The 23,202-nt window shown below is 65.4% G+C and carries 16 protein-coding genes; 7 read left to right on the top strand and 9 right to left on the bottom strand.

What is annotated here, in order from left to right; all coding sequences use genetic code 11:
• Positions 1–77: 77 nt before the first annotated feature.
• Positions 78–1,022, bottom strand: a complete 945-nt coding sequence (locus MRBLMS1_RS02825) for a 5'-nucleotidase (RefSeq protein ID WP_139089576.1) — start codon at positions 1,020–1,022, stop codon at positions 78–80.
• 340 nt (positions 1,023–1,362) lie between these two features.
• Between MRBLMS1_RS02825 and MRBLMS1_RS02820 the strand changes: the two genes are divergently transcribed.
• The 4 genes from MRBLMS1_RS02820 to MRBLMS1_RS02805 all read left to right on the top strand — a co-directional run bounded on the left by MRBLMS1_RS02820 (position 1,363) and on the right by MRBLMS1_RS02805 (position 8,779).
• A complete protein-coding gene (locus MRBLMS1_RS02820) occupies positions 1,363–3,135 on the top strand; it encodes a methyl-accepting chemotaxis protein (protein WP_485877685.1) in 1,773 nt (590 codons plus the stop codon).
• Between the two features lie 353 nt (positions 3,136–3,488).
• Positions 3,489–5,075 carry a methyl-accepting chemotaxis protein gene (locus MRBLMS1_RS02815; protein WP_485877683.1) on the top strand — a complete coding sequence of 529 codons (1,587 nt, stop codon included), beginning with the start codon at positions 3,489–3,491 and terminating at the stop codon, positions 5,073–5,075.
• A complete protein-coding gene (locus tag MRBLMS1_RS02810) occupies positions 5,075–5,950 on the top strand; it encodes a putative bifunctional diguanylate cyclase/phosphodiesterase (protein ID WP_485877681.1) in 876 nt (291 codons plus the stop codon). The genes MRBLMS1_RS02815 and MRBLMS1_RS02810 overlap by 1 nt, the downstream gene beginning before the upstream one ends.
• Positions 5,951–6,001: 51 nt before the next feature.
• A complete protein-coding gene (locus MRBLMS1_RS02805; RefSeq protein WP_485877679.1) occupies positions 6,002–8,779 on the top strand; it encodes an ATP-binding protein in 2,778 nt (925 codons plus the stop codon).
• Between the two features lie 3 nt (positions 8,780–8,782).
• Here MRBLMS1_RS02805 and MRBLMS1_RS02800 read toward each other — a convergent pair whose 3' ends face one another.
• Entirely contained in the window at positions 8,783–9,703 is a 921-nt protein-coding gene (locus MRBLMS1_RS02800) for a lipase secretion chaperone (RefSeq protein ID WP_485877677.1), read from the bottom strand.
• A 10-nt stretch (positions 9,704–9,713) separates the two neighbouring features.
• Positions 9,714–10,628: a lipase family alpha/beta hydrolase gene (locus tag MRBLMS1_RS02795; protein ID WP_230517822.1), complete on the bottom strand. Its 915-nt coding sequence runs from the start codon at positions 10,626–10,628 to the stop codon at positions 9,714–9,716.
• A gap of 362 nt (positions 10,629–10,990) precedes the next feature.
• On the opposite strand from MRBLMS1_RS02795, the gene MRBLMS1_RS02790 reads away from it, so the two are divergent.
• Positions 10,991–11,671, top strand: a complete 681-nt coding sequence (locus MRBLMS1_RS02790; RefSeq protein ID WP_456130656.1) for a TetR/AcrR family transcriptional regulator — start codon at positions 10,991–10,993, stop codon at positions 11,669–11,671.
• A gap of 65 nt (positions 11,672–11,736) precedes the next feature.
• Here the strand turns inward: MRBLMS1_RS02790 and MRBLMS1_RS02785 are convergent, their stop codons facing one another.
• Positions 11,737–14,016: a penicillin-binding protein 1A gene (locus MRBLMS1_RS02785; RefSeq protein WP_485877674.1), complete on the bottom strand. Its 2,280-nt coding sequence runs from the start codon at positions 14,014–14,016 to the stop codon at positions 11,737–11,739.
• A 247-nt stretch (positions 14,017–14,263) separates the two neighbouring features.
• Here MRBLMS1_RS02785 and MRBLMS1_RS02780 point away from each other — a divergent pair, with 247 nt between their 5' ends.
• A complete protein-coding gene (locus MRBLMS1_RS02780) occupies positions 14,264–16,531 on the top strand; it encodes an OPT family oligopeptide transporter (protein WP_456150160.1) in 2,268 nt (755 codons plus the stop codon).
• Between the two features lie 56 nt (positions 16,532–16,587).
• On the opposite strand, the gene MRBLMS1_RS02775 is transcribed toward MRBLMS1_RS02780, so the two are convergent.
• Complete coding sequence (locus tag MRBLMS1_RS02775) at positions 16,588–17,517, bottom strand: AAC(3) family N-acetyltransferase (protein ID WP_485877672.1); 930 nt, start codon at positions 17,515–17,517, stop codon at positions 16,588–16,590.
• Positions 17,510–18,691 carry a prenyltransferase/squalene oxidase repeat-containing protein gene (locus tag MRBLMS1_RS02770; protein ID WP_485877670.1) on the bottom strand — a complete coding sequence of 394 codons (1,182 nt, stop codon included), beginning with the start codon at positions 18,689–18,691 and terminating at the stop codon, positions 17,510–17,512. The genes MRBLMS1_RS02775 and MRBLMS1_RS02770 overlap by 8 nt, the downstream gene beginning before the upstream one ends.
• A 146-nt stretch (positions 18,692–18,837) precedes the next feature.
• Here MRBLMS1_RS02770 and MRBLMS1_RS02765 point away from each other — a divergent pair, with 146 nt between their 5' ends.
• A complete protein-coding gene (locus MRBLMS1_RS02765; RefSeq protein ID WP_485877668.1) occupies positions 18,838–19,065 on the top strand; it encodes a hypothetical protein in 228 nt (75 codons plus the stop codon).
• Positions 19,066–19,088: 23 nt separating this feature from the next.
• On the opposite strand, the gene MRBLMS1_RS02760 is transcribed toward MRBLMS1_RS02765, so the two are convergent.
• From MRBLMS1_RS02760 to MRBLMS1_RS02750, 3 genes are all read right to left on the bottom strand, one after another.
• Complete coding sequence (locus MRBLMS1_RS02760) at positions 19,089–20,795, bottom strand: hypothetical protein (protein ID WP_485877666.1); 1,707 nt, start codon at positions 20,793–20,795, stop codon at positions 19,089–19,091.
• Positions 20,796–20,807: 12 nt separating this feature from the next.
• Positions 20,808–21,485 carry a UPF0149 family protein gene (locus tag MRBLMS1_RS02755; RefSeq protein ID WP_485877665.1) on the bottom strand — a complete coding sequence of 226 codons (678 nt, stop codon included), beginning with the start codon at positions 21,483–21,485 and terminating at the stop codon, positions 20,808–20,810.
• A gap of 130 nt (positions 21,486–21,615) precedes the next feature.
• Complete coding sequence (locus MRBLMS1_RS02750; RefSeq protein WP_485878955.1) at positions 21,616–23,064, bottom strand: peptide MFS transporter; 1,449 nt, start codon at positions 23,062–23,064, stop codon at positions 21,616–21,618.
• Between the last annotated feature and the right edge of the window lie 138 nt (positions 23,065–23,202).

The raw sequence follows: 23,202 nt of genomic DNA, 5'->3' as shown, positions 1-23,202 counted from the left end.
ACACTAGTGGCAGAGGCAGTTGAATGGGACAGCTGTGGTGCGCGCCGCGCCGCCAGTGACGGCGCTGACAGGCAGGATTATAGACCATCGCCCGCGCGCATATTTGCAATGCCGAAGGGAACATGCACCATGGGTATCGTTCCCCCCGCCGATTTGAGGTGGCTCAACTGGTCGTCGAAGAAGATATGCGGCTTGAACACGGCCAGTACGCGCGACTTGTCCATGCCGCCGAGGAAAAACGTCTCGTCGGCCGCTACGCCCCAGCTTTTCAGGGTCGTCACTACTCTCTCGTGCGAAGGCGCGTTGCGCGCCGTGATGATGGCGATGCGCAGGATCTTTTTATAGCCGGGGTCGCGCCGCTGGGCTCTTTCTTCCAGGCGCTGCATGGTGGCCAGCTTCTGGAACAGGCCGGCCAGCGGTCCGGGGCGGTGCGGCGTGCCCACGTTCAGGGTTTCATGGGCGTGGAATTCGTCGACGTCGTTGTTGCGCTTGAAGACGGTTTCCGCTTCGTCGTCGGCGATCACGCCGTCGAAATCGAAGGCCACGCGCAATTCCTCGTCGTCCTCGTCGTCTTCCGTGCGCGACGGCAGCACCAGGCCGGCCGGGTAGTCGCAGGCCAGGGCGCTGCGCACGTCGCCTTCATTCGCGCTGAGGAACAGCGACGCGTTGAAGGCGGGCAGGTAGGGGTAGGGCGACTTGCCCGTCATGAAGGCGGCGCGTGAAATGTCCAGGCCGTAGTGGGCGATCGAATGCATGACGCGCAAGCCCGTTTCCGGCGAATTGCGCGAAAACAGCACCACTTCCACGGGCGACTGGCGCGGATAGTGCTTGTTGATGTTCAGGAAACGGCGGATGAAGGGGAAGGCCACGCCGCGCGGCAGGACCGTGTCGATATGCGTTTCCTGGTACTTGCGGTACTCCTCGGGGCCATTGTCGAGGTAGACCTGGTGCGATTCGGCCAGGTCGAACAGGGCGCTGGAAGCGACCCCGATCACCAGTTTGTGTTCGATAGGATAAGCCATGGTCTGCCTGTTGTTTGCTTGTTGCTCATCTTATACGACTATCAACTGCGTAGCCAATAGTGAAGCACGGTCACTTTTTGCACCAAAGCGTGGCGCCATGTCAATTTTTTTGACCGCTGTGCAATACGCACCACAGTAAAGAAATAAATATTGTCTTGTATCAAGTATATGGCAGCCAGCGCGCTCTTTTTCCACTATGCTTCCACTTATGAAATCTCGCCAATTGTAACGAAGCGTACGCCCTATCCCCGCCACCTTTATACAAGTGTCAGCTGTTTTACTCGAACATGCCAGCCCCGACTTCGCCAGCAGTCTTCGTGACTTTATAAAGGACCTAGCCATGTTTAAGAATTTACTGATCAAATGGAAGCTGGCGACGCTTGTCGCCGTGATGATGGCGGCATTGCTGGTGGTAGGCGTCAGCGGCTATTCGGGCATCGCCACCGTCGGGCGCGCCGTCAATGAAATCGGCGTGGTGCGCCTGCCGTCGATCCAGGGCCTGATGATGATGAGCGAAGGCCAGACGGCCGTCGCCGCCGCCACCCTGACGGCCGCCATGTATGAAAACAATTACCAGGCACAGGACAAGTTCGCGGAAGTGCTGCAGCTGCGCACCAAGGCATGGACGAATATCGAGGCGGGCCGCAAGCTGTACGAGCCGCTGCCGCAAACCCCCGAGGAAGCCGTGCTGTGGCAGCGCTTCCAGGGCGAGTGGGCGGCCTGGAAGGCGGACGACGACAAGGTGCGCGCCATCTTGCGCCAGCTGGCCGACAACCGCGACGAGCCGCGGCAGAAAGAGTTGTTCGTGGTGTTCTACAAGCAGTACCAGGACTCGCGCGCGCTGTTCGGCAAGGCCGAAGGCACGCTCAACGAGATCATCAAGCTCAATAACGGCGTGGCCGATGCCAGCGTCAAAGATGGCAGCGCGGCCGTGATCCGCTCGGAAAGCCTGATGGTCATCCTCGGCTTGCTGGCCTCCGCGCTGGGCATCGGCTGCGCCGCCTACATCACGCGCGCCATCACCCAGCCGATCAATGCGGCCGTGAAAGTGGCGCAGACGGTGGCTTCGGGCGACCTGACGAGCCAGATCGAAGTGCACACGACGGAAGAAACGGGCCAGCTGCTGCGGGCGCTGAAAGACATGAATTCCAGCCTGGTCAGTATCGTCGGCCAGGTGCGCAGCGGCACGGAGACCATCGCCACGGCGTCGTCGGAAATTGCCAGCGGCAACCTGGACCTGTCCTCGCGCACGGAAGAGCAAGCCAGTTCGCTGGAAGAGACGGCGTCGTCGATGGAAGAACTGACGTCGACCGTGCGGCAGAACGCCGACAACGCCCAGCAGGCGAACCAGCTGGCGCTGAACGCCTCGGGCGTGGCGGTCAAGGGTGGCGCCGTGGTGGGCAAGGTGGTCGAGACCATGGACGCCATCAACGACTCGTCGCGCAAGATCGTCGACATCATTTCCGTCATCGACGGCATCGCCTTCCAGACGAATATCCTGGCGCTCAACGCCGCCGTGGAAGCGGCGCGCGCGGGCGAGCAGGGACGCGGTTTCGCCGTGGTGGCCACCGAGGTACGCAACCTGGCACAACGCTCGGCAGCCGCCGCCAAGGAAATCAAGACCCTGATCGGCGACTCCGTCGTGGCCGTCGACACGGGCAGCAAGCTGGTGGCCGAGGCGGGCAGCACGATGGCTGAAATCGTCGCCAGCGTGCAGCGTGTGACGGACATCATGGCGGAAATCAGCCTGGCCACGCAGGAGCAAAGCTCGGGCATCGACCAGATCAACCAGGCCATCGGCCAGATGGACCAGGTGACGCAGCAAAACGCGGCCCTCGTGGAAGAGGCGGCCGCCGCGGCCGAATCGCTGCAGGAGCAATCGGGCCAGCTGGCCCAGGTGGTCAGCGTCTTCAAACTCGATGGCGCGCAGGCGCAGGTGCCCGCAAAGCCGGCCGCGCCGCGCACCGTGGCCGCCAGCACCGCGCTGAAGCGTCCGGTACCGGGACAAGCTTCGCGCCCCGTATCACACCCCAATTCGGGCCGCCCGGCCCTGCACGCCGTGACGACCCAGCGCCAGAGCGCGCCGCGCGACGACGAGTGGGAAGTGTTTTGATCGATTGACGGCGCCCGCATGCGCTACCGGACGGCCGCCTTGTGCGGCCGTTTTTACAGGCGTGCACAGATGCGCACTGCGGTTACTACTTACTAAAAAAACAGCGTTACAAAAATAGCTGTTTTGTCATCTAAGCAAATCTTTTCAAAACTTAACGCGACATTGCCTGTGAGATAACTCACACTGCCAGCCGTACCACCCTTGTTCCCGCCTCGGCCACATCCCGGCTGACCCTTCCGCCTGCTGCGTCCGGCCATACCTGGCAGGCGGCAGCCATTGCCGTCAGCCTTGCATGCGAGCCCGGCGCGATGACCGATGCACCACACTGAAGGATGCGAATAAAGATGGCAAATATGAAAATCGGCACACGCCTGCGCTGCGCCTTTGCGTTGTTGACCTTGCTGCTGCTGGCGACCGCCGTGCTGGGCATGCTGCGCCTGTCCAGCCTGGAACTGCGCATGCGCGACGTGATCGATGACAAATATCCGAAAACCGTGCTGGCCAACGACATCATCAAAAATGTCAACATCATCGCGCGCTCCTCGCGCAACCTGCTCCTGATGACGGAACCGCAGCAGCTGGCGCAGGAACGCGCCACCATCGCCAGGGCGGGCGGCGAAACGGAAAAAAGGCTGGCGCAGCTGGAAAAGGCGGTGCAGTCGCCGCAGGGCCGCGAGCTGATGGCGGCCGTGACGCAGGCGCGCGCCGCGTTCAACGGCGGGCGCGACAAAGTACTGGCCCTGCTGGAAGAGGGCGCGCGCGATGAAGCGACCAGCTTGCTGCTCGGCACGGTGCGCGGCGAGCAGCTGCGCTACATGGCGGCGCTGGAAAGCCTGATCGCGTACCAGCATGAGCTGATGGAGGAGGCGGGCGCCCAGGTGCATCAAGAGTACGCGACGGCGCGCAACATGATGCTGGCGCTGAGCGCGCTGGCCGTGCTCTTTTCGCTCGTCACGGCCTGGCTGGTCACGCGCAGCATCGTCGATCCGCTGCGCCATGCCTTGAGCGTGGCGCAGACCGTGGCCGCCGGCGACCTGACGTCGACCTTCGGCCGCCATGGCGGCGATGAAACGGGCAAGCTGCTCGACGCGCTGTGCATCATGAACGGCAACCTGCTCGACATCGTGCAGCGCGTGCGCAGCGGCACTGACACCATCGCCACGGCTTCGTCGCAGATCGCGGCCGGCAATATCGACCTGTCCTCGCGCACGGAGGAGCAGGCCAGCTCGCTCGAACAGACCGCGTCGGCCATGGAGGAACTGAGCTCCACGGTGCAGCAGAACGCGGACAATGCACGCCATGCCAGCGTGCTGGCCGTAGAGGCGGCGAACATCGCCGGCGCCGGCGGACAAGCCGTGGGCCAGGTGATCCACACGATGGACGCCATCAGCGCCTCGTCTGCGCAGATCGCCGACATCATCGGCGTGATCGACATGCTGGCCTTCCAGACGAATATCCTGGCCCTGAACGCGGCCGTGGAAGCGGCGCGCGCGGGAGAGCAGGGGCGCGGCTTTGCCGTCGTGGCAACGGAAGTGCGCAACCTGGCGCAGCGCAGCGCGGCGGCGGCGCGCGATATCCGCGCCCTGATCGCCACCTCGACGCAGCAGGTGGACGCAGGCGCGGCGCTGGTTGCGCAAGCCGGCGCCACGATGCAGGAAGTGGTGGCGGCCGTGGGGCGCGTGAGCCAGATGGTGGCCGACATCACGGCGGCCAGCGCCGAGCAAAGCACGGGCATCGGCCAGGTCAGCCAGGCGGTCGTGCAGATGGACGAAGTGACGCAGCAGAACGCGGCCCTGGTGGAGGAAGCTGCGGCCGCTTCGCAATCGCTGGAAGGCGAGGCGGCGAATCTGCTGCAGGTGGTCAGCGTGTTTCGCCTGCGCCAGGGGCCGGCGGTTCTGGCGGGCCGCCCTGCGCCTGCCGTGCCGCGCCTGCTGGCCTAGTGGCGCGCCTGGCAAGGTTCTGGCACGGCGCGCTGGCGCTGCTGTGCCGGGCGCCGGCGCGCAGCCGGGAGTTGCAGGGGCGCCTGGACAGGGCCATCGTCGATGGCGAATTCTGCTTTCACTACCAGGGCAAGTTCGATACGGCGCAGCTGCGCCTGGTCGGCCTGGAAGCGCTGCTGCGCTGGAACCATCCGCGCCACGGCCTCGTCTACCCGAACGAATTCATCGGCCTGGCCGAGCGGACGAACGCCATCGCCGCGCTGGGCAACTGGGGCATCGACGCGGCCTGCCGCCAGTTGGCGCAGTGGCGCGCGCAGGGCCTGCCGGTGGTGCCTGTCGCGGTGAATGTCTCGGCGCGCCAGCTGTGCCAGCCGCAGTTGCCCGATTTTGTGCTGGGCTGCCTGCGGCGCCACGCCATTCCCCCCGGCCTGCTGGAGCTGGAAGTGACGGAAAGCTGCTGCATCGACGACATGGCGCAGGCGACGCAGGGATTGCGCCGGCTGCGCGCGCTGGGCCTGTCCATTTCGCTCGACGATTACGGCACCGGCCATTCGGGCCTGAGCCATGTCAGGCTGCTGCCGATTCACACCATCAAGATCGACCGCTCCTTCATCCGCGACCTGGGCAGCGGTGGCAGCGCAGATTGTGACACTGTCATCGTCGCCTCGACCATTGCGCTGGCGCGCGGTCTCGGCTTGCAGGCGCTGGCCGAGGGCGTGGAAAACGGTGAACAGCTGGCGCAGCTGCGGCGGCTGGGCTGCCCGCAGGTACAAGGCTTTTATCTGCACCGCCCGGCGCCCGCGGCCGATGTGGCCGCGCTGCTGGCCCCGGGCGCGCCGGCCGGCCTGGTACGGCCTGGCGCGGATGCTCAGTAGAATATGGCCACTGCAAGCCGCGTGCTTTAACACCTACTCCCCCACGCAAGAATGATAAACAGTCCTGCCCCGGCCTATGTCTTCGGCCCGTTTCGCCTTTTGCCGCTGGAGCGCCTGCTGTTCGAGGGCGAACGCGCGCTGCGCCTGGGCAGCAGGGCCATGGACTTGCTGCTGGCCCTGCTGGAGCGCGCCGGCGACATCGTCGACAAGCATGAACTGGTGGCCATCGTCTGGCCCAATGCCGTGGTCGACGACGCGACCTTGCGCGTGCATCTGGCGGCGCTGCGCAAGGCGCTCGGCGATGGCCGCGATGGCCAGCGCTACATCACCACCATTCCCGGGCGCGGCTACGGCTTCCTGGCGCCGCTCGCGCATACGGGCCGGCCGGCGCCCGGTGCGGCTGGCGCCGAGCCGCGGCACAATCTGCCCGTCATGCTGACGCGCATGCTGGGGCGCGCCGAGGTGCTGCAGACGATGGCCAACCAGCTGTTGCAATTGCGGCTGCTGTGCATTGCCGGCCCGGGCGGCATCGGCAAGACCACCCTGGCCGTCGTCCTGGCCACGCGCGTGCTGCGCCGCTATGCCGACGGCGTGTGTTTCGTCGACCTGTCGCCGCTGGAAGAGGGGCGCCTGGTGCCGCTGGCGCTGGCCACGGCGCTGGGCGTGGCCGTGGCGGCCGGCGACGCCATGCCGGTGCTGCTGGCCTACCTGCGCCCGCGCCACATGCTGATCGTGCTCGATAACTGCGAGCACGTGATCGGCGCGGCCGCCGCGCTGGCCGACGCCTTGCTCAAGGGTGCGCCGCTGCTGCACGTGCTGGCCACCAGCCGCGAGCCGCTGCGCATCACCAGCGAGCAGTTGCAGCGCCTGCCCGCGCTGGAATTGCCGCCGGCCGATGCCGTGCCCGATGCGGCGGCAGTGCGCCATTTCGCCGCGGTGCAGCTGTTTTGCGAACGCTGCGCGGCCGTCGACGATGCTTTCGTGCTGGCCGACGCCGACGTGCCTGTGGTGGTGGACATTTGCCGGCGGCTCGATGGCATCCCGCTGGCGCTGGAGCTGGCGGCCGGGCGCATCGGCCATTTCGGCCTGCACGAATTGCGCCGCCAGCTCGACGACCGTTTTCGTTTGCTCACGCGGGGCGCGCGCAACATGCCCTTGCGCCACCAGACACTGCGCGCCACCCTGGACTGGAGCTACGGCCTGCTCGACGCGCAAGAGCGCCAGGTGCTGCAGGCGCTGAGCGTGTTCAGGAGCCGCTTCCGCCTCGAGTCGGCCAGCGCCGTGGCCGGCTGCGACGTGTTCGACACCTTGGCCGACCTGGCTGCCAAATCCCTCGTCAGCATCGAATTTTGCCGCCAGTACGTGTATTACCGGCTGCTCGACACCACGCGCGCCTATGCCGGCGCGCTGCTGTCGGCGGGCGGGGATGCGGGCGCCGTGCAGCTGCGCCACGCGCGCCATTGCCTGGGCCTGGCCCAACGCATCGCGGCCGACTGGGGCAGCATGCCGCCGGCCAGCTGGAGCGCGCGCTACGGCCGCCATGTCGACGACCTGCGCGCCGCCATCGACTGGGCTTTCGGCGAGGAGGGCGACGTGGCGCTGGGCGTGTCCCTGACCCTGGCCGCGCAAACCTTGTTCTATCAGCTGTCGCTGATGGACGAATACCGCGTGCGCGTCGGGCGGGCGCTCGAGCGCATGGCCGCGCATGCGCTGGACGACCCGGACAGCGAGATGCGGCTGCATGCCTCGCAGGCCCACCTGCTGCTGCATACGCAGGGCATTACCGGCACCATGCTGCGTTCGTTCCAGCATGGCTATGCGCTGGCCATGCGCACGGACGATGGCAGCCGCCGCTGTGAGGCGATTTGCGGCATGTGGATCTGCTGCCTGAAGCTGGCCGATTTCCAGCGCGCCGACAGTTACGCCACCGAGCTTGCCGTGCTGTGCGACGCGCGCGGCGACACGCCGATGCGGCTGGTGCTGGCGCGCATGCGCTCCGTGGGCGAGTATGTGCAGGGACGCTACGCGCAGTCGGCGGCGCTGGCGCGCATGGTGCTCGCCCATCCCGAGGGCGCGCGGCAGCTCGGCTTCAATCATGCCTTGCTGGCCGATCAGCAGGTTTGCCTGCGCGGCACGCTGGCGCGCTGCCTGTGGATGCAGGGCCGTCCCGACGACGCCCTGGCGCTGGTGCGCGAGGCGGTGGCGGTGGGCTTCGAGCACAATGGCGTCACGCTGTGCGTGGCGCTGGCCGTCAATGCCATTCCCGTCGCCCTGTGGTGCGGGCAGCGGGAACTGGCGCATGCGTGGACTTGCCTGCTGTGCGAGCATGCGGCCCGCTATGGCTTGCTGTACTGGAGCGCCTGGGGCGCCGCCTACCTGCGCCTGCTCGATGGGGGCGAGGCGCTGGCGCAGTTCCCCTGGCCTGCGGTGCGCAGCTGGCCGATACAGGTCGATTTGATGGCCACCCTGCACGACGCGGCCGCCGATAGCCAGGCGCTGCGGCGTGCGCGCATGGGCATGGCGCCGTGGAGTGCGCCGGAAGTGCTGCGCCGCGACGCGCACCACCGCTGGCGGGCGCTGGCGCAAGACGATGCTGCCGGCCTGGAAGCGGTGCGGGTGCAGCTGGAAGAAGCGCTGCGGCTGGCCAGGGGCCAGCAGGCGCCTGGCTGGGAACTGCGCTGCGCCACCAGCCTGGCGGCCGTGCTGCAGGCGCAGGGCCGCCGCGCCGCCGCGCATGCCGTGCTGGCCCCCGTCCATGCGGGCTACCGGCAGGGGCGTGACACGACGGACGTGATGGCGGCCGCCGCTTTGCTGGCGCAGCTGGCTTGAACGCTATTCGTAGGCGCCCAGCCGGCGCTGTTCGTCCGGGGTAAAGCTGGCGTCGCGCAGCTGCTGCAGGGCTGCCGCATCCTGCGCGCCGCCGGGCAGGCTGGCCTTCTGTGCTTTGAGCGCTTGATAGGCGATGATGCGCTGCTGCCACTGCGATTCTTCGCGGTCCAGTTCCGCCAGGCGCGCGGCCGCCGCTGGCGTAAAGGTGCTGGCACGCAGGCGGTACACTTCATTCTCGCCGCCGCCCTGTGCCCGCAAGGTCCTGACGGAGGCGTCCAGCTGCGCCACCTGCAGCGGCGCGTCGCGCGCGGCGCGCTGGGCGGGCGTCATTTTTTGATCGAGCGCCGCCAGTTGCGCCTGGCGCTGCGCTTCATCGAGCGACGTGTCGCCGAGGATGGCCATGCGCGCCACGGCATCGTCGTCGTACGCGTCGCTGGCGCCGAACAGGCCCGCGCTTTCCTCGGGCGTAAAGTAATTGCCGCGCAAGGTCCGCATGGCTTGCAGGCGCGCGCGCGCCGCCAGGGCCGCATCGGCTTGCGCCGGCAAAGCCTGTTCCGCGCCGGCCAGCGCCTCCTTGTAGGCCAGGTATGCGCCCAGCAGGCGCCTGGCTTCGCGGGCGGGGACGGGCGCCAGGCGCCGGTCCAGTTCCGCCTCGATCTGGCTGCGGATGGCGGCCAGCGGCTTTTCACCGAGGCCCGCCAGGTAGTAGTCGAACAGGTGCGCCAGTTCCGCGTCGACCACCAGCTTGTCGCCGGTGGCCACCGTCACGTTGCCGTCGGGCCGCGTGCCTTCCATCGAGCGCACGAACGCGAACAGGTCCGGTTCCGCCTTTTCCGGCGGCGGGGCCGGTGCTTCGCCAGAGCGCAGCGCCAGGTACAAGGCCAGGGCCGCCAGACTGCCGCCGATGATCGATTTCGCGTGCATGCGCTTCTCCTTACAGTCCCAGGCCTTGCAGGCGGTTGGCCTGCTGGCGGAAGACGGTGACGGGGTTCGTTTCGAACAGGTTGACGATGCCGACGAACTGGTTGACTTCATCGAGATGGTTCATGGCGTAGTCGTCGCGGATCACTTTGCCCAGGTGGCTGGAGCAGCTGCTGACCAGACCATCGTTCTTGGCACCACCGAAGGCCAGGCTGATGGCGGCCAGCAGCGGGTCGCCCACGTCGAGCACGTTCGTGTACGGCTGCGCGCCGCTCCAGGAAAAATAGTGCACGCCCTGCACCTGGTAGGCGCCTTCGCCGCAGGCGGAGGTGGGCACGCCTTGCGGATGGCGGCTGTTGAAGGCGAGCGAACCGGCCGTGGACAGCGACGCCAGCGAGGCGCCCGCGTTCTGCGGCAAGCCCTTGTTACCCGACAAAATGCCGATCAGCGAGGCCAGCGCATTGCCCAGCGCGTTGCTGGTGTTGGGAATGGCGCCGCTGAGGATATCGGCAACCTTGGAGCCTTTGTTCACGCCGGCCACGCTGGTGACGGACGCCACCAGATCGGGGCGCACGGAAGCGACATAGCGGGCCGTGGGGCCGCCGTGGCTATGGCCGATCAAATTGACCTTGGCCGCCCCCGTGGCGGCGAGGATTTGCCGCACCTGCGACAGCAGCTGCTCGCCGCGCACTTCCGTGCTGTTGGCGGCCGATACGGTGGTCACATACACTTGCGCGCCGCCGCTGCGCAGGGCGTCGGAGACGCCATAAAAATAATCGACGGGACCGAGCTTGTCGAAGCCGAACAGGCCGTGCACGAGCACGATCGGGTACTTCGTTTGCGTGTAGCCGGCGGCGCTGGCGCTGCCGGGCAGGATGGCGAGGGTGAACAGCAGGGTGGATAGCAGTTGCCAAAAGCGAGTCTTCATTTTGTCTCCGTTATTTGAATAATATGGAAATGTCGATGCTGTAGCGGTGAACCGTGCGCTCCTTTACATTCTCGATGCATTAAAAATAGCGAGCGCTCGGTTTTTTAAATGTAGCACCGCTCGATGTAAATTGCATTTGAATTGCATGATGCAGCGCAATAACTGTGGGTATTTGGCGTGGCTTATGCGCCCATTGCATAGTTGAAAAGTAAAATAGTTGTTTTCCTGAGCTATAATCGGCCCCGCATCAGCCGTCCCGCCGTCTTGCAGTGCCTTGCCCAGGCATTGCATGGATATCGCTCTTACACCGTTATTTGGGAATGCACTTGTCGACCCATTTTAATTTTGAACAGTTTCAGCAGATGACGCCTTTAAATGGCGAAAACATCTGGGAATATATTCTTGACCGCCACGCGGAACGTATCGGCGTCAAGCGCCGCAAGCCGGCGCTGGAAAATCTTGAACGCATCTTCGTCGCCACCTTTCGCCTGGCCAATGACGTGGGCTTCCGCGCCATGAGCTTGCGCGACCTGTGCCGCGAGACGGGGCTGTCGATGGGCGGCCTGTATGGCTACATCACCAGCAAGGATCAACTGGCCGAAATGATCGAGGACGTGGTGCGCCACGCCACGCAAGCCTTGCCGCTGCTGTTCGTCGACGTGAAGTCGCCGCTGGACCGCCTCGAAGCGATGATACGCTCGTCGATCTACCTGTCCGAAGTGCTGCAGCCGTGGTTTTATTTTGTCTTCATGGATTCGCGCGTGCTGCAGGTCGAGCAGCGCAGCATGGCGAAGAATTCGGAACTGTATGTGCAGACCCTGATCGCCGCCACCATCGCCGAAATCGAACCGAAGCCGCAGGGCGATCCCACCTTGCTTGCCGCGCACTGCCTGGCCCTGTTCCAGGACTGGTACGTGAAACGCTGGAAGTACCGCGCGGCGAAGGTCAATGTCGACGATTTCGCCGACAGCGTCGTCAGTACGGCGCGCGGGTATTTGAGCATGGTCAAGGCGCCGGAAGTAGGTCGGATTAGCGAAGCGTAATCCGACGAAAACCAGCTGCGGCTTGTCGGGTTACGTCGTTCCTCCTGACCCGACCTACGGTTCCATTAGTTCGTGGTTTCCACCGGCAGCGTCTCCGGCACGGCTGCCGGATCCGTCGGCGTCTCCGCGTCCATATCCAGCGTCTTGATCCCGTTCATGTCGATGAATTCATCGTACAGCCACTCGCCGTCGACCTGGCTCAGGCCCTCCGGCACGGCGCGCGTGACTTGCGGGCGCGTCGACAGGGCCGTGCGCATGTAGTCGATCCAGATCGGCATGGCCAGAGTGGCGCCGAATTCGCGTCCGCCCAGAGACTTGGGCTCGTCATAACCCATCCACGCCACGGCCACGATGCCGCCGCTGTAGCCGGCGAACCAGCCGTCGACGGCGTCGCTGGTGGTGCCCGTCTTGCCGGCGATGTCAGTCCGGCCCAGTTTTTTCGTTGCCGCCGCGCCCGTGCCCGTGCGCGCCACTTCGCGCAGCATGCTGTCCATCACGAAGGCGTTGCGCGGGTCCAGCGCCAGGGTCTTGTCGTCGTTCGGCGCGGGCGGCTTGGTTTGCATCAGGATGGCGCCCTTGGCATCGACGATGCGGTCGATCAGGTACGGTTCCACTTGGTGGCCGCCATTGGCGAACAGGGCGTAGGCGCCCGCCATCTGCACGGGCGTGACGGAACCCGTGCCCAGCGCCATGGTCAGATTGTTCGGCTGGCGGGCCGGGTCGAAGCCGAATTTTTCCATGAAGTCGTGCGTGTACGACACGCCCAGCGCGCGCAGGATGCGCACTGAGGCCACGTTCTTCGATTGCGCCAGCGCATAGCGCATGGTGATGGGGCCGTCGAACTTGAAGTCGTCGTTCTGCGGTGCCCACACCTTGCCGCCCGCCTGCATTTCCAAAGGCACGTCGTTGATCAGGGTGGCCGGCGAAAAGCCTTTTTCCAGCGCCGCCGAATACACGAACGGCTTCATGGCCGAACCGGGCTGGCGCCAGGCCTGCGTGACGTGGTTGAACTTTTGCAGGTTGTAATCGAAGCCGCCCACCATGGCGTGGTAGGCGCCCGTGTCCGCGTCGAGCGAAACAAAGGCGGCGGCCACCAGCGGCACTTGCGTGATGGCCCAGTTGTCCTTGCCATCTTTGGTGATGCGGATTACGGCGCCCGGACGCAGCTTGATGCCGGCGCTCGCTTTGGCGGACAGCGCAGGGGCGGCGAAGCGCAAGCCGTCGCCCGTGATGGTCTTGGCGTCGCCGTCGCCCGTATCGGCCACCACCTTGCCGCTGGCCACGTCCGTGACGACGGCGGCGATCAGGCCATCGCTGTCCGGGCGTTTTTGCAGCGCCGCGTCGATGGCGTCGTCGCGCTGCTCCGGGTCGGCTGGCATATCGATGAAGGTTTCCGGGCCGCGGTAGCCGTGGCGCTGGTCGTAGGCGATGACGTTGCGGCGCGTCGACGCATAGGCCGCATCCTGATCCGCTTTCAGGATCGTCGTGTAGACGCTGATGCCCTTGGTGTAGCTGTCTTCCTTGAACTGCGCGTAGACGGCCTGGCGCGCCAGTTCTGCCACGTATTCGGCGTGCGTGTCGAAGCCCTGCTTGCCGCGGCTATTGATATGCAGCGGCTGCGCCAGCGCCTGCTGATACTGGCCTTCGCTGATGTAATCGAGTTCGCGCATGCGTTTCAAGACCAGCCGCTGGCGCGCGTGCGCTTTTTTCGGATTGCTGATCGGGTTGTGGCGCGACGGGTTTTGCGGCAGGCCCGCCAGCATGGCCATTTCCGCGATCGACAGTTCATTGAGCGGTTTGCCGAAGTAGGTCTGCGCCGCGCTGCCGAAGCCGAACGAGCGCTGGCCCAGGTACATCTGGTTCATGTACAGCTCGAGAATCTGGTCTTTCGACAGGGCCGACTCGATTTTCAGGGCCAGCATGATTTCATTGAGCTTGCGCGAGGCGACTTTTTCGCGCGTCAGGAAGAAATTGCGCGCCACCTGCATGGTGATGGTGGAGCCGCCGCCGTGGCCGAAGCCGTGGCGCAGGTTCGACAGCACGGCGCCGCCGGCGCGCACGAAGTCGATGCCGTGGTGCTCGTAGAAGCGGCCATCCTCGATGGCCAGCAAGGCCTTCTTCATCATTTCCGGCACTTGCGCAATCGGCACGAAGTCGCGGTGCTCTTCGCCGAATTCGCCGATCAGCACATTGTCGGCCGTGTACACGCGCAGCGGTATCTTCGGCTGGTAGTCAGTGATGACGCCCAGTTCGGGCAGGCGGGGGCGCACGTACAGGAACAGGTAGGCGGCCAGCAGCAGGCCAGCGGCCAGGGCGGCGCAGCCGGCGATGATTATAGCGCGCACGGTGGCGCGGCGGGAAGGCCAGGGGAATCCGGTTCGTTTGGCAGTCAAGGCAGTCTCACGTGAGCGTGCAAGGCACGGTGGCAGCGATTATAGACCAATGCGCCAGCCGTTCCGGCGCGGGCGGGGCGGCGGAGCAAGGCGCAAAAAACCTTTTCATCGAAACGCGGCTGTGCGATAGTCTCGGCTTCAAGCAAATAGCCCGGGCATCGATCCGGGCTGTTTATTTTAAAAGATTAAGGATTGATTTATGGCAAAAGATGCAATGCCGAGCGCCGTGAAGCCGTATATTCCGGCCGATGCGAAACTGCCCGAGATGACCTTCCGCGCGCTGTTCATGGGTGTCATCCTGGGGATGGTCTTTGGCGCCTCCTCGCTCTACCTGGTGCTGAAAGTGGGCCTGACCGTCAGCGCCTCGATTCCCGTCGCCGTGATCGCCATTACCCTGTTCGGCCTGGCCAAGAAGGTGGGCGGCAAGGATTCGTCGATCCTGGAAAACAGCATCACGCAAACGGCCGGTTCGGCCGGCGAATCGCTGGCCTTCGGTCTGGGCGTGACCATGCCCGCCATTTTGATCCTCGGCTTCGACCTGGAAATCTCGCGGGTCATGCTGGTCGGTGTCCTCGGCGGCTTGCTGGGCATTTTGATGATGATCCCGATGCGCCGCACCATGATCGTCGACCAGCACAAGGAACTCAAATTCCCCGAAGGCACGGCGTGCGCCGAAGTGCTCAAGGCGGCCGCCACGGAAGAATCGCGCATCGCCGCCGGCGAAAGCATCGAGAAGGATTCGGCTGCCGCGCTGGACGCCAAGCGCCGCGCCAAGATTATCTTCGGCGGTTTTGCCGTCGGCTTGCTGTACAAGGTATTCAATATCTCGTTCAAGGGCTGGAAGGATACGCCGGGCGTGGAATTTGCCGCACCGCTCAAGGGCGGCTCCATCGGCGCCGAGATTTCCCCTGAATTGCTGGGCGTGGGTTACATCATCGGCCCGCGCATCGCCGCCACCATGGCGGCCGGCGGCGTGCTGTCCTACCTGCTGCTGATCCCGATGATCAAGTTCTTCGGCGACAGCCTGACCACCGTGCTGTCTCCTGGCACCAAGTTGATCAGCGAAATGGGCGCGGACGACGTGCGCAGCGCCTATGTGCTGTACATCGGCGCGGGCGCCGTGGCCGCCGGCGGCCTGATTTCGCTCGTGCGCGCCATGCCCATGATCTGGCGCAGCCTGTCGGCCGGCCTGAAAGGCATCGGCAAGGGCGTCAAGAGCAATTCGACCTTGCGCACGGACCAGGATATCCCCCTGAAATGGGTCGTCATCGGCTGCCTGTCCATCATCGCCGTGATCACCTTCGCCACGCCGCTGCACATGAACTTCCTCGGCGCGCTGCTGATCCTCGTCTTCGGCTTCCTGTTCGCCACCGTGTCGTCGCGCCTGACGGGCGAAATCGGCTCGTCGTCGAACCCGATCTCCGGCATGGCCGTGGCCACCTTGCTGTTTACCTGCCTGATCTTCCTGATCATGGGCTGGACGGGCGGGCGTTACTATGTGACGGCCCTGTCGGTGGGCGCCATCGTCTGCATCGCCGCCAGCAATGCGGGCACCACGTCGCAAGACTTGAAAACCGGCTATCTGGTGGGCGCCACGCCGCGCCTGCAGCAGTATGCGATTTTGGCGGGCGCGCTGTCGTCCGCGCTGATCCTCGGCCCGATTCTGCTGAAACTGAACGAAGCGAGCACCGTCTACGTGCCGGCCGCGCAAGTGGCGCCCGGCCTGACGGTCGACGCGTCGAAGCTGACGGTGACGGGCGCGCTGCATGGCCCGCAAGCCGATACCGACCACAATACGTATAAAGTCTGGCAAAAGACGGATACCGTCGGCGGCCCGGCCGGCAAGTATTTTGTGAAGGAAGACGGCCAGCTGGCCTACTTGGTCGATCCGGGCATCAATGGCCATTACAGCAAGCGTCCGGACGGTTCGGAAGTGAAAAAATACGATGCGCCGAAGGCCGTGCTGATGTCCTACATCATCAAGGGCATTCTCGACCAGCAACTGCCGTGGACCCTGGTGCTGTTCGGCGTGATGATCGCCGTGGTGCTGGAAATGGCCGGCATCCCGTCGCTGGCGTTTTCCGTGGGCGTGTACCTGCCGCTGTCATCGACCTTGCCGATCTTCGTCGGCGGTCTGGTGCGCTGGCTGGCGGACCGCCGCAACAACAAGCTGGAACACAATGCGAAACTGAACGAGGAAGAGCGCCAGCTGGCGGGCGACCGCAGCTCGGGCGTGCTGCTGGCATCCGGCTACATCGCCGGCGGCGCGCTGGCCGGCATCATCATCGCCATCACGGCCGGCGTGCTCACGCACTTCGACCAGATGATGGCCGACTGGGCCGAGCACGGCAACCCGTTCTACGCTGGCCTGCACTCGGATGCGCTGTCGCTGCTGCCGTATGCCGTCATCATCGTGCTGCTGTATATCGTGGCAAGAGAGAAGAAGGCGGATCGCCCGCAGGCTTGATGTCCCAGCCTACCCAATGAGAGCCGCCCGGTGTCATGACGATCCGGGCGGTTTTTCTATGCGTGCCCGATGGGCCGTGCCGCCAGCTGCGCCGCTGTGGCGTAGATCGTCACGTCGTCGGACGCGAGCCGGCCCAGGTGCGCATAAAATGCCTGCGCCGGTATGCACCACGACGCCGCGTCGCCCACTTGGCCGTTGACGCGCAGGCCGGCCGCGTCGAATTCACGGTGAAAGTAGTCGCGCAGGTCGGCGCGGCCGGGATGGTCGATGCGGCGCTGGGCGACTGCCGGATCGAACGGGCGCACGGGCACTTCCCAGCGCCGGCCCGCATGGTCCAGGCAGGCCAGCAGCTGTGTATCGTCTTCCCATACGGGCACGGGAAAGGCGTCGCCCATGGCGTCTTCCAGCGCGTGATAGAACGTCACCGGTCCCATGGAAATGCCGAGACCCAGCACCTTCGCCTGATCGCAGCCGATGAAACGCTGCCACGGCGAGTCCATGCCGAAGATCGAGGGCGCGTGGTGATGCGCCTCGGTAAGGTGAGCGGCATGGCGGCCCCACGCGGACACGGAGTGAGTCGGGTGGATGCTGCGCCGGACATTGGCGCTGGCAAGGAAGGCTTCGGGCAGGCGCCCCATGTGCGTGCCATGGCGGCACGGGTCGAACACATAGTCGGGCATGGCGCAGGTGGCGCGCACCGTGCCGCCGGGCAGATAGTAGGTGGGCAGCAGCAAGGTGCCTTGCGGGCCGACGGCGTCCTGCAGCGCATGTACGACGGCCGGCGCGCCGCCTTCCACGTAGCCGAGGCTTTTCAGCGATGAATGGATGAACAGCGTATCTCCGTGCGCAATGCCCAGCCGCGTCAGATCGGCGGCCAATCCGGCGCGCGTCACATGGGGCGCGTTCTGGCGCACGTGCCGCGCGCTGGCGGTGCGGCGCCATGCTTCCAGCGCGGCCCTGGCGGCGCGTTTGGCCTCGTCAAGCATCTCCGATGCCCATTTCCAGCAGGTTGGCATCGATGCAGAACTTGGCGGCCCAGTTCAGGTAGGCCCAGGTGCCGTAGTCGCCATCGACGGGAAACGAGCCCTTGACGCCGCCGCGCGCGTGCGCGGGACCGTCGATGCTGACCGCGCGCCGCACGAAACTGTTCAAGCGGCGCCCCGCGTCGAGGTAGCGCCGCTCGCCCGTGAGCTGGTACAGCAGGAACAGACAATGGGCGTTTTGCGCGGAACCCGTGAGGCAGGCGTAGCCGACCCCCGGCTGGAAGTCCGGGCCGAGGCGACCCGCCAGGTAGCCGTCGTCCCCCACGGCCTTGGCGACGCTCGTGCCGGTGCGCGCGGCGGCGTCCAGCAGGCCGGTGCGCGCGGAAAAGCGGTGCGCTTCGAGCAGGCCGCGCAAGGCGTAGCCGATGGTGTGAGTCAGGGGCAGCAGCGGGTTGTCCAGGCAGTTCGAAGCGAACCAGCCATTGGCGCGCTGTTTCGTCAGCGCCCAGTCGACCTGGCGCAGGCCGGCCGCGCCATAGCCGTGGCCCGGTGCGACGCGATCCGCTTCGAACAGACCCCACGCCACATGCGTTTCATAGGCCTTGTCTCCGGCGCTGGCGAACGGCGTAGGATGGCGGCGCCAGCAGCCGTCGGCATCCTGGCTGTCGCGCAGCCAGCTTGCCGCGCGGTGCATGGCGTCCTCGTAGGCTTCGCCGTACGCTGCCACGCCGGCGGCCAGGCCCAGCAAAATCTGGCCCGTGTTGAAGGTGACGGGCACGCGCGGCGTGGAATCGATCTTCCCGCCCTGAAAACCGCCTTCGGGGAACTGGATGGCCACGCACCAATCGAGCATGCGGCGCGCGCGCTCGTGCAGCGCCTCGTCACCCGTGCGCTGCGCCAGGGCGATGACGGTGGGGATGATGTAGCCGGTGGTCTCCGGGTAGGAACTCGACCAGCCTGTCAGCAGACTGTAGTCGCGCGCGACGCCGCCGTCGTGTGAGCTGGAATGGTCCTGCGCCGCGCACAGCCAGGCCGTGCAGGCCTTGACGACGGCTTGCGGCCCGAGGTCAAGGTCGGGCAGGCCACGCCGGTCCGACAGCCGCTCCATGCGCGCCGCGGCCGGCAGGCTTGCCTGCGGCGCCAGTGTGTTCCGTATCTTCGTGAGCAAGGTGCGCATGGCAGTGATGGCGTAGTGGTGGACTCCGGCTACTGTAGCGCCGGCAGCCGGCACGGCTATTGACTTGCCGCAAGGATCAGCCGCCGCATCGCCGCCGCCGGAATTGACGCATAATGGATGTCTCACCACCGTTGACGAGGCCCGCCATGAACAATGTCACCCTTGAGTATTCGGTCGTCACCAATCCCGACTCCTTCGTCGGCTTCAAGTATTACGTCAAGGCGGGGCAGGCATTCGATGCCGATGATTTCGCCTATTCCTACAAGCTGAAACGCTCCGATCTGGACCCGGACAGCGTGCTGGCCACGCGCGAGGCGGCGGCGAATCTGCAGCCGGGCGAGTGGCTGACGGTGTCGCATTCGGTTGCGGCGTAACCGAATGCGCATTGTTTCTCAGGCTAGATGCCGAACACTTTCAAGATCGTGTCCGTCAATCCCTCGAACCAGCTGCCCACCTTACCCGGATGCTTGCCGTGGCGCGGGGTTTCTTCGTACAGGTAGATGCCGTTGCCGCCATCGAAGCGGTCGTTGAGCAGCGCTTGCTGGCCGCGCAGGTAGGGGATGAAGGTTTCGCTGCGCAGAGTCGAGTACAGCACGTCGGTGCTGAAACCCAGAGTGGCGGACTGGCTGATGGAGCGTCCCTGGCCGGCCCGTTCCAGGCGCACGCCACGGCAGCCGCGCACGATCAGGGTGACGGGGCCGCGAAAGACGATGAAGCGCAGCTGCAGGGTGAGCCAGGCGTGCAGGCTGCCCAGGCGCCAGTGGCTGCTGATCGCCAAAGGCTGGCCCGCATCGGCAATCAATCCGACCAGTCCCCGCGGCTGGAACACGAGGGCGCTGCCGGCTGGCAGGTGGACGATGGCCACTTCCAGCAGCGGATCGTCGCTGGCGGATATCGTCACGGATGCCGGCTCGCTGCTTTCCAGCCGGGTCAGCGCCACCATGCCGGCGGCCAAGCTGGTGAACGGGAAGCGCCAGTCCAGCAGCCATTGCGTGCGCTTGGTGCTGCTGACGGGCGACGATTGCAGGTATTCGGGATGGATCAGCATCCGCTGCCCGGGCTGCAGCAGCAAGCCCTGCGAGACGGCGGAAATGCGTGATTCGCCATGCGGCGGCAAGGGGAGGGAGCTGCCCGGCAACTGTAGTTCGCGCGCGATCGACAGCGGCGGCAAACGCGCAGCAATGGGCGCCAGCACGAAGTAAAAGAAGGCCTTGATCGCCACGGGCAGCAAAATGGCCGACAGCACCAGCAGGGCGGCTGTGGGCGCCACGTCCATGACGGGCGCGCGCCAGCGGGCGATCCAGTTGCGCGCCAGCTGCGTTTCGCCGGCCGCGATGGCTTTTTGCACGGGCGCCAGCGCACCGGCCAAGGCTTGCGTGTCGATGGCGAATGCGGCGGGGCGGGCAGCGTTCGTGGCGCTGGTGCGCGCGCGCTGCGCTGCCCAGGCCTGGTACGCTTGCAGGTTGATCTCGCGCAAGCGCTGGCCTTGCGCTTCGAGCTGCGACAGCTGCGCGTAGACGTCGCTGCCGGGCAGGCGGGCCGCCAGCGGGTGCTGCGCTTCCAGTTCCCGGCGCTGGCGCAGGTTGTGCTGCAACGCGGCATACGCGCGCACATGTTCCGCGTGCAGGCGCGCCAGGGTCTGCCGCGCATCTTCGCCACTGATCGCCGCTTGCAGGGCCGTCAGATAGCGGGCTTCCTGCGCCAGCACTTCGATCTCCACGCGGCGCGTGGCTTCTTCCTGCGCGTGCAGGGCCAGGGTGGTCGTGTCGGGCAGAGGGAGGGTGAACAGCGACGGATGCTGCCGCGCGCGCAAGGTGGTCAATTGCACCTGCACCTGCACTTGCGCCAGGCGCGTGGCGATCGCCGCTTGCGAGGCCTTTTGCAAGGCGTTGACCCGTGCCGTGGCGGCAGCGGCCAGGCCGGCGCCATGATGATCGGCGCCATCGGCGGCCAGCCTCAGTGCACCCACGGCCTCGCTGCCGGCGCTGTAGGCGCGCCATTCGGCCAGCAGCAGGCGTCCGGCCAGCAGGATGACGATGAACAGCGCGAACTGCAGCGCGTGGCGCAGCAGGAAGCGCAGGATGGCCGTCAGCAGCTGGCGCAAGGAGATACCGTCTTAGGCGGCCGCGCTATCGGCGTCGGCACAGCATTTCTTGTATTTCTTGCCGCTGCCGCAGTGGCACGGGTCGTTGCGGCCCGTCTTCGGCAGTTCGCGCAGCACGGTGGCGCCGGGCTGGCTTTGTTTCAGGTGGCGCTGGCGCGCCCAGGCCGCGTTGATGGCGATGACGGCGGGAATCACGCCATCCATGGCTGTTTCGGCTGCATCGTCATCGAGTTCGCTGGCCGTGGCCAGGTGCTGGAATGGCGCCAGGTACTCAGGGTGGCTGACGGCCAGGGCCGCCCACTGGGGCTTGTCCAGGCTCGTTCCCAGGATAAAGCCGGCGCACCAGGCGGGCACGCTCCATTCGGGGCCGCAGACGTAGATGGGCTCGAAGCTGTCCGGGTCCTTCGCCAGCCATTCGACCATGTAGGCGTGGTGGCGCTGCGCCAGGCTGGCCGCCCGTTCGCTGGCCTCGTCCTGCGCTGGCAAGGCGCTGCCGGCCGCCTTGTCCCACACCCATGGCAGCCACTGTTCCGGCGCAATCTGTTTCGGGCTCAGGGCGACGGCCGTGAGAAAACCTTCCAGCATCGACACGTCCATGGCGCGGCTTTCCAGCGCAGGTGCGGCCAGCAGGGTGTCAAGTTCGGCGTATTCGTCGTCGGAGAGGGGCGTGGTGGTGGAGATGCTGGACATAATATTCTTTGGTGATGTGAGTGGAGTGGCCGGCGGCCCTGGCCGTATTGTACCGCCCGGCCGGGAAAAAACCGGCGCTGGAATGAAAAACGGCGGCCCGCAGGCCGCCGTTGTCAGCTAAGGCAGAAGCTTACTTCACGCCGTGCATCAGTTTGTTGATCAGCGGTGCGATCAGGAACAGCACGACACCGGCGCCCAGCAGGGACCAGAAGCCGAAGGTGTAGCCGGACAGGGCCGACTGCACCGACATGCCGCTGGTGCCGCTGACGTGGCTGGCGAAGATGCCCGACAGGTTGTTGCCGATACCGGTCGACAGGAACCAGCCGCCCATGCCCAGGCCGACCAGGCGCACTGGCGCCAGCTTGGTGACCATCGACAGGCCGATAGGCGACAGGCAAAGCTCGCCGATCGATTGCAGCACGTAGACGGTGGTCAGGGTCCAGAACGGGATCTTGTTATCGGCGCCAACCAGGCTCGACAGAGCGAAGATCAGCAGGCCGAAGGCCAGCGCATTGCCCAGCAAGCCCAGGCCAAATTTGCGCGGGATCGAAGGATTGACGTTGTGGCGCGCCAGGAAAACCCAGATGGCGGCGATGATCGGTGCGAAGACGATGATGGCGACCGAATTGACGGTCTGGAAGTAGGCGGTCGGGAAGATCCAGAAGCCCAGGTCGCGGTTGACGATCTTGTCGGCCAGGAAGGTAAACGAGCTGCCTGCCTGTTCGAAGAACATCCAGAACAGGATGTTGAAGACAAAGATCAGCAGCATGGCGATGACGCGGTCACGCGCAACTTTACCGTTGCGTATGCCTTCGATCATCAGCATCACGGCCAGGCCGACAAACAGCACGGTCAGGACGATTTGCAGCTTTTCAGCGCCGACGGTCAGCAGGAAGTACATCAGCGGGATCACGCACAGGGAACCGACGGCCACCCAGACGACGCGCATCGGGTTGCCGGAACCGGCTTCAGGAGCGCCGATGCCTTTCAGGGCGCGGCGGCCGATGGCGAACCATACCAGGCTGATCAGCATGCCGAAACCGGATGCCATGAAGACCATCTTGTACGATGGCATGGCGCTGGTGCCGAAGATCGACTCGGCCAGCCACTGGGTGAAGACAGGGGCAACCATGGCGCCCATGTTGATACCCATGTAGAAGATCGTGAAGCCGCTGTCGCGGCGCGGATCGGCTGTCGTGTACAGCTTGCCGACCATGGTCGAAATGTTCGGTTTGAACATGCCGTTGCCGACGATCATGGTGGCCAGGCCCAGGTTGAAGATGTCCTGGTTCGGTACCGAGATGCAGAACAGGCCTGCAGCCATGAAGACGGCGCCCAGCAGGATCGAGCGCTGGTAACCGATGACACGGTCGGCGATGTAGCCGCCGAACAGGGCGCCGGCGTACACCAGCGCGAGGAAGGAACCGTAGGTAAGGTTGGCCGCTGCCTGTCCCGAACCGTCGCCGCCGTGGAACTGGGCCACGATGTACAGGACCAGCGCCCAGCGAACTCCGTAGAACGCGAAGCGTTCCCAGAATTCAGTCATGAACAACATCCACAATGGGCTTGGATGGCCCATAATCTGCTTGAACTCGGGAATAACGGCTTCCTTGTTGGGCGTAGTCGCACCGCTCATGCGGTTCCTCCTGAAAAATTATTATAGTCAATCGATACAACGAACTTATGGAAGCCTGCGGGCGGCGGGGACTCTCATGAA

It is taken from the genome of Massilia sp. LMS1-1-1.1 (assembly GCF_040815535.1).
Taxonomy (GTDB): Bacteria; Pseudomonadota; Gammaproteobacteria; order Burkholderiales; family Burkholderiaceae_D; genus Janthinobacterium; species Janthinobacterium aestuarii.
The sequence above is the reverse complement of the archived record's forward strand: the minus strand, read 5'-3'. Positions and strand labels throughout refer to the sequence as shown.

Bases quoted from the DNA above. Each gene is read 5' to 3' on its own strand.
- MRBLMS1_RS02770 (WP_485877670.1), bottom strand. From the start codon at position 18,691: ATGCGCACCTTGCTCACGAAGATACGGAACACACTGGCGCCGCAGGCA.
- MRBLMS1_RS02765 (WP_485877668.1), top strand. From the start codon at position 18,838: ATGAACAATGTCACCCTTGAGTATTCGGTCGTCACCAATCCCGACTCC.
- MRBLMS1_RS02820 (WP_485877685.1), top strand. From the start codon at position 1,363: ATGTTTAAGAATTTACTGATCAAATGGAAGCTGGCGACGCTTGTCGCC.
- MRBLMS1_RS02800 (WP_485877677.1), bottom strand. From the start codon at position 9,703: ATGCACGCGAAATCGATCATCGGCGGCAGTCTGGCGGCCCTGGCCTTG.
- MRBLMS1_RS02775 (WP_485877672.1), bottom strand. From the start codon at position 17,517: ATGCTTGACGAGGCCAAACGCGCCGCCAGGGCCGCGCTGGAAGCATGG.
- MRBLMS1_RS02750 (WP_485878955.1), bottom strand. From the start codon at position 23,064: ATGGGCCATCCAAGCCCATTGTGGATGTTGTTCATGACTGAATTCTGG.
- MRBLMS1_RS02825 (WP_139089576.1), bottom strand. From the start codon at position 1,022: ATGGCTTATCCTATCGAACACAAACTGGTGATCGGGGTCGCTTCCAGC.
- MRBLMS1_RS02780 (WP_456150160.1), top strand. From the start codon at position 14,264: ATGGCAAAAGATGCAATGCCGAGCGCCGTGAAGCCGTATATTCCGGCC.
- MRBLMS1_RS02805 (WP_485877679.1), top strand. From the start codon at position 6,002: ATGATAAACAGTCCTGCCCCGGCCTATGTCTTCGGCCCGTTTCGCCTT.
- MRBLMS1_RS02795 (WP_230517822.1), bottom strand. From the start codon at position 10,628: ATGAAGACTCGCTTTTGGCAACTGCTATCCACCCTGCTGTTCACCCTC.
- MRBLMS1_RS02755 (WP_485877665.1), bottom strand. From the start codon at position 21,485: ATGTCCAGCATCTCCACCACCACGCCCCTCTCCGACGACGAATACGCC.
- MRBLMS1_RS02790 (WP_456130656.1), top strand. From the start codon at position 10,991: ATGACGCCTTTAAATGGCGAAAACATCTGGGAATATATTCTTGACCGC.
- MRBLMS1_RS02815 (WP_485877683.1), top strand. From the start codon at position 3,489: ATGAAAATCGGCACACGCCTGCGCTGCGCCTTTGCGTTGTTGACCTTG.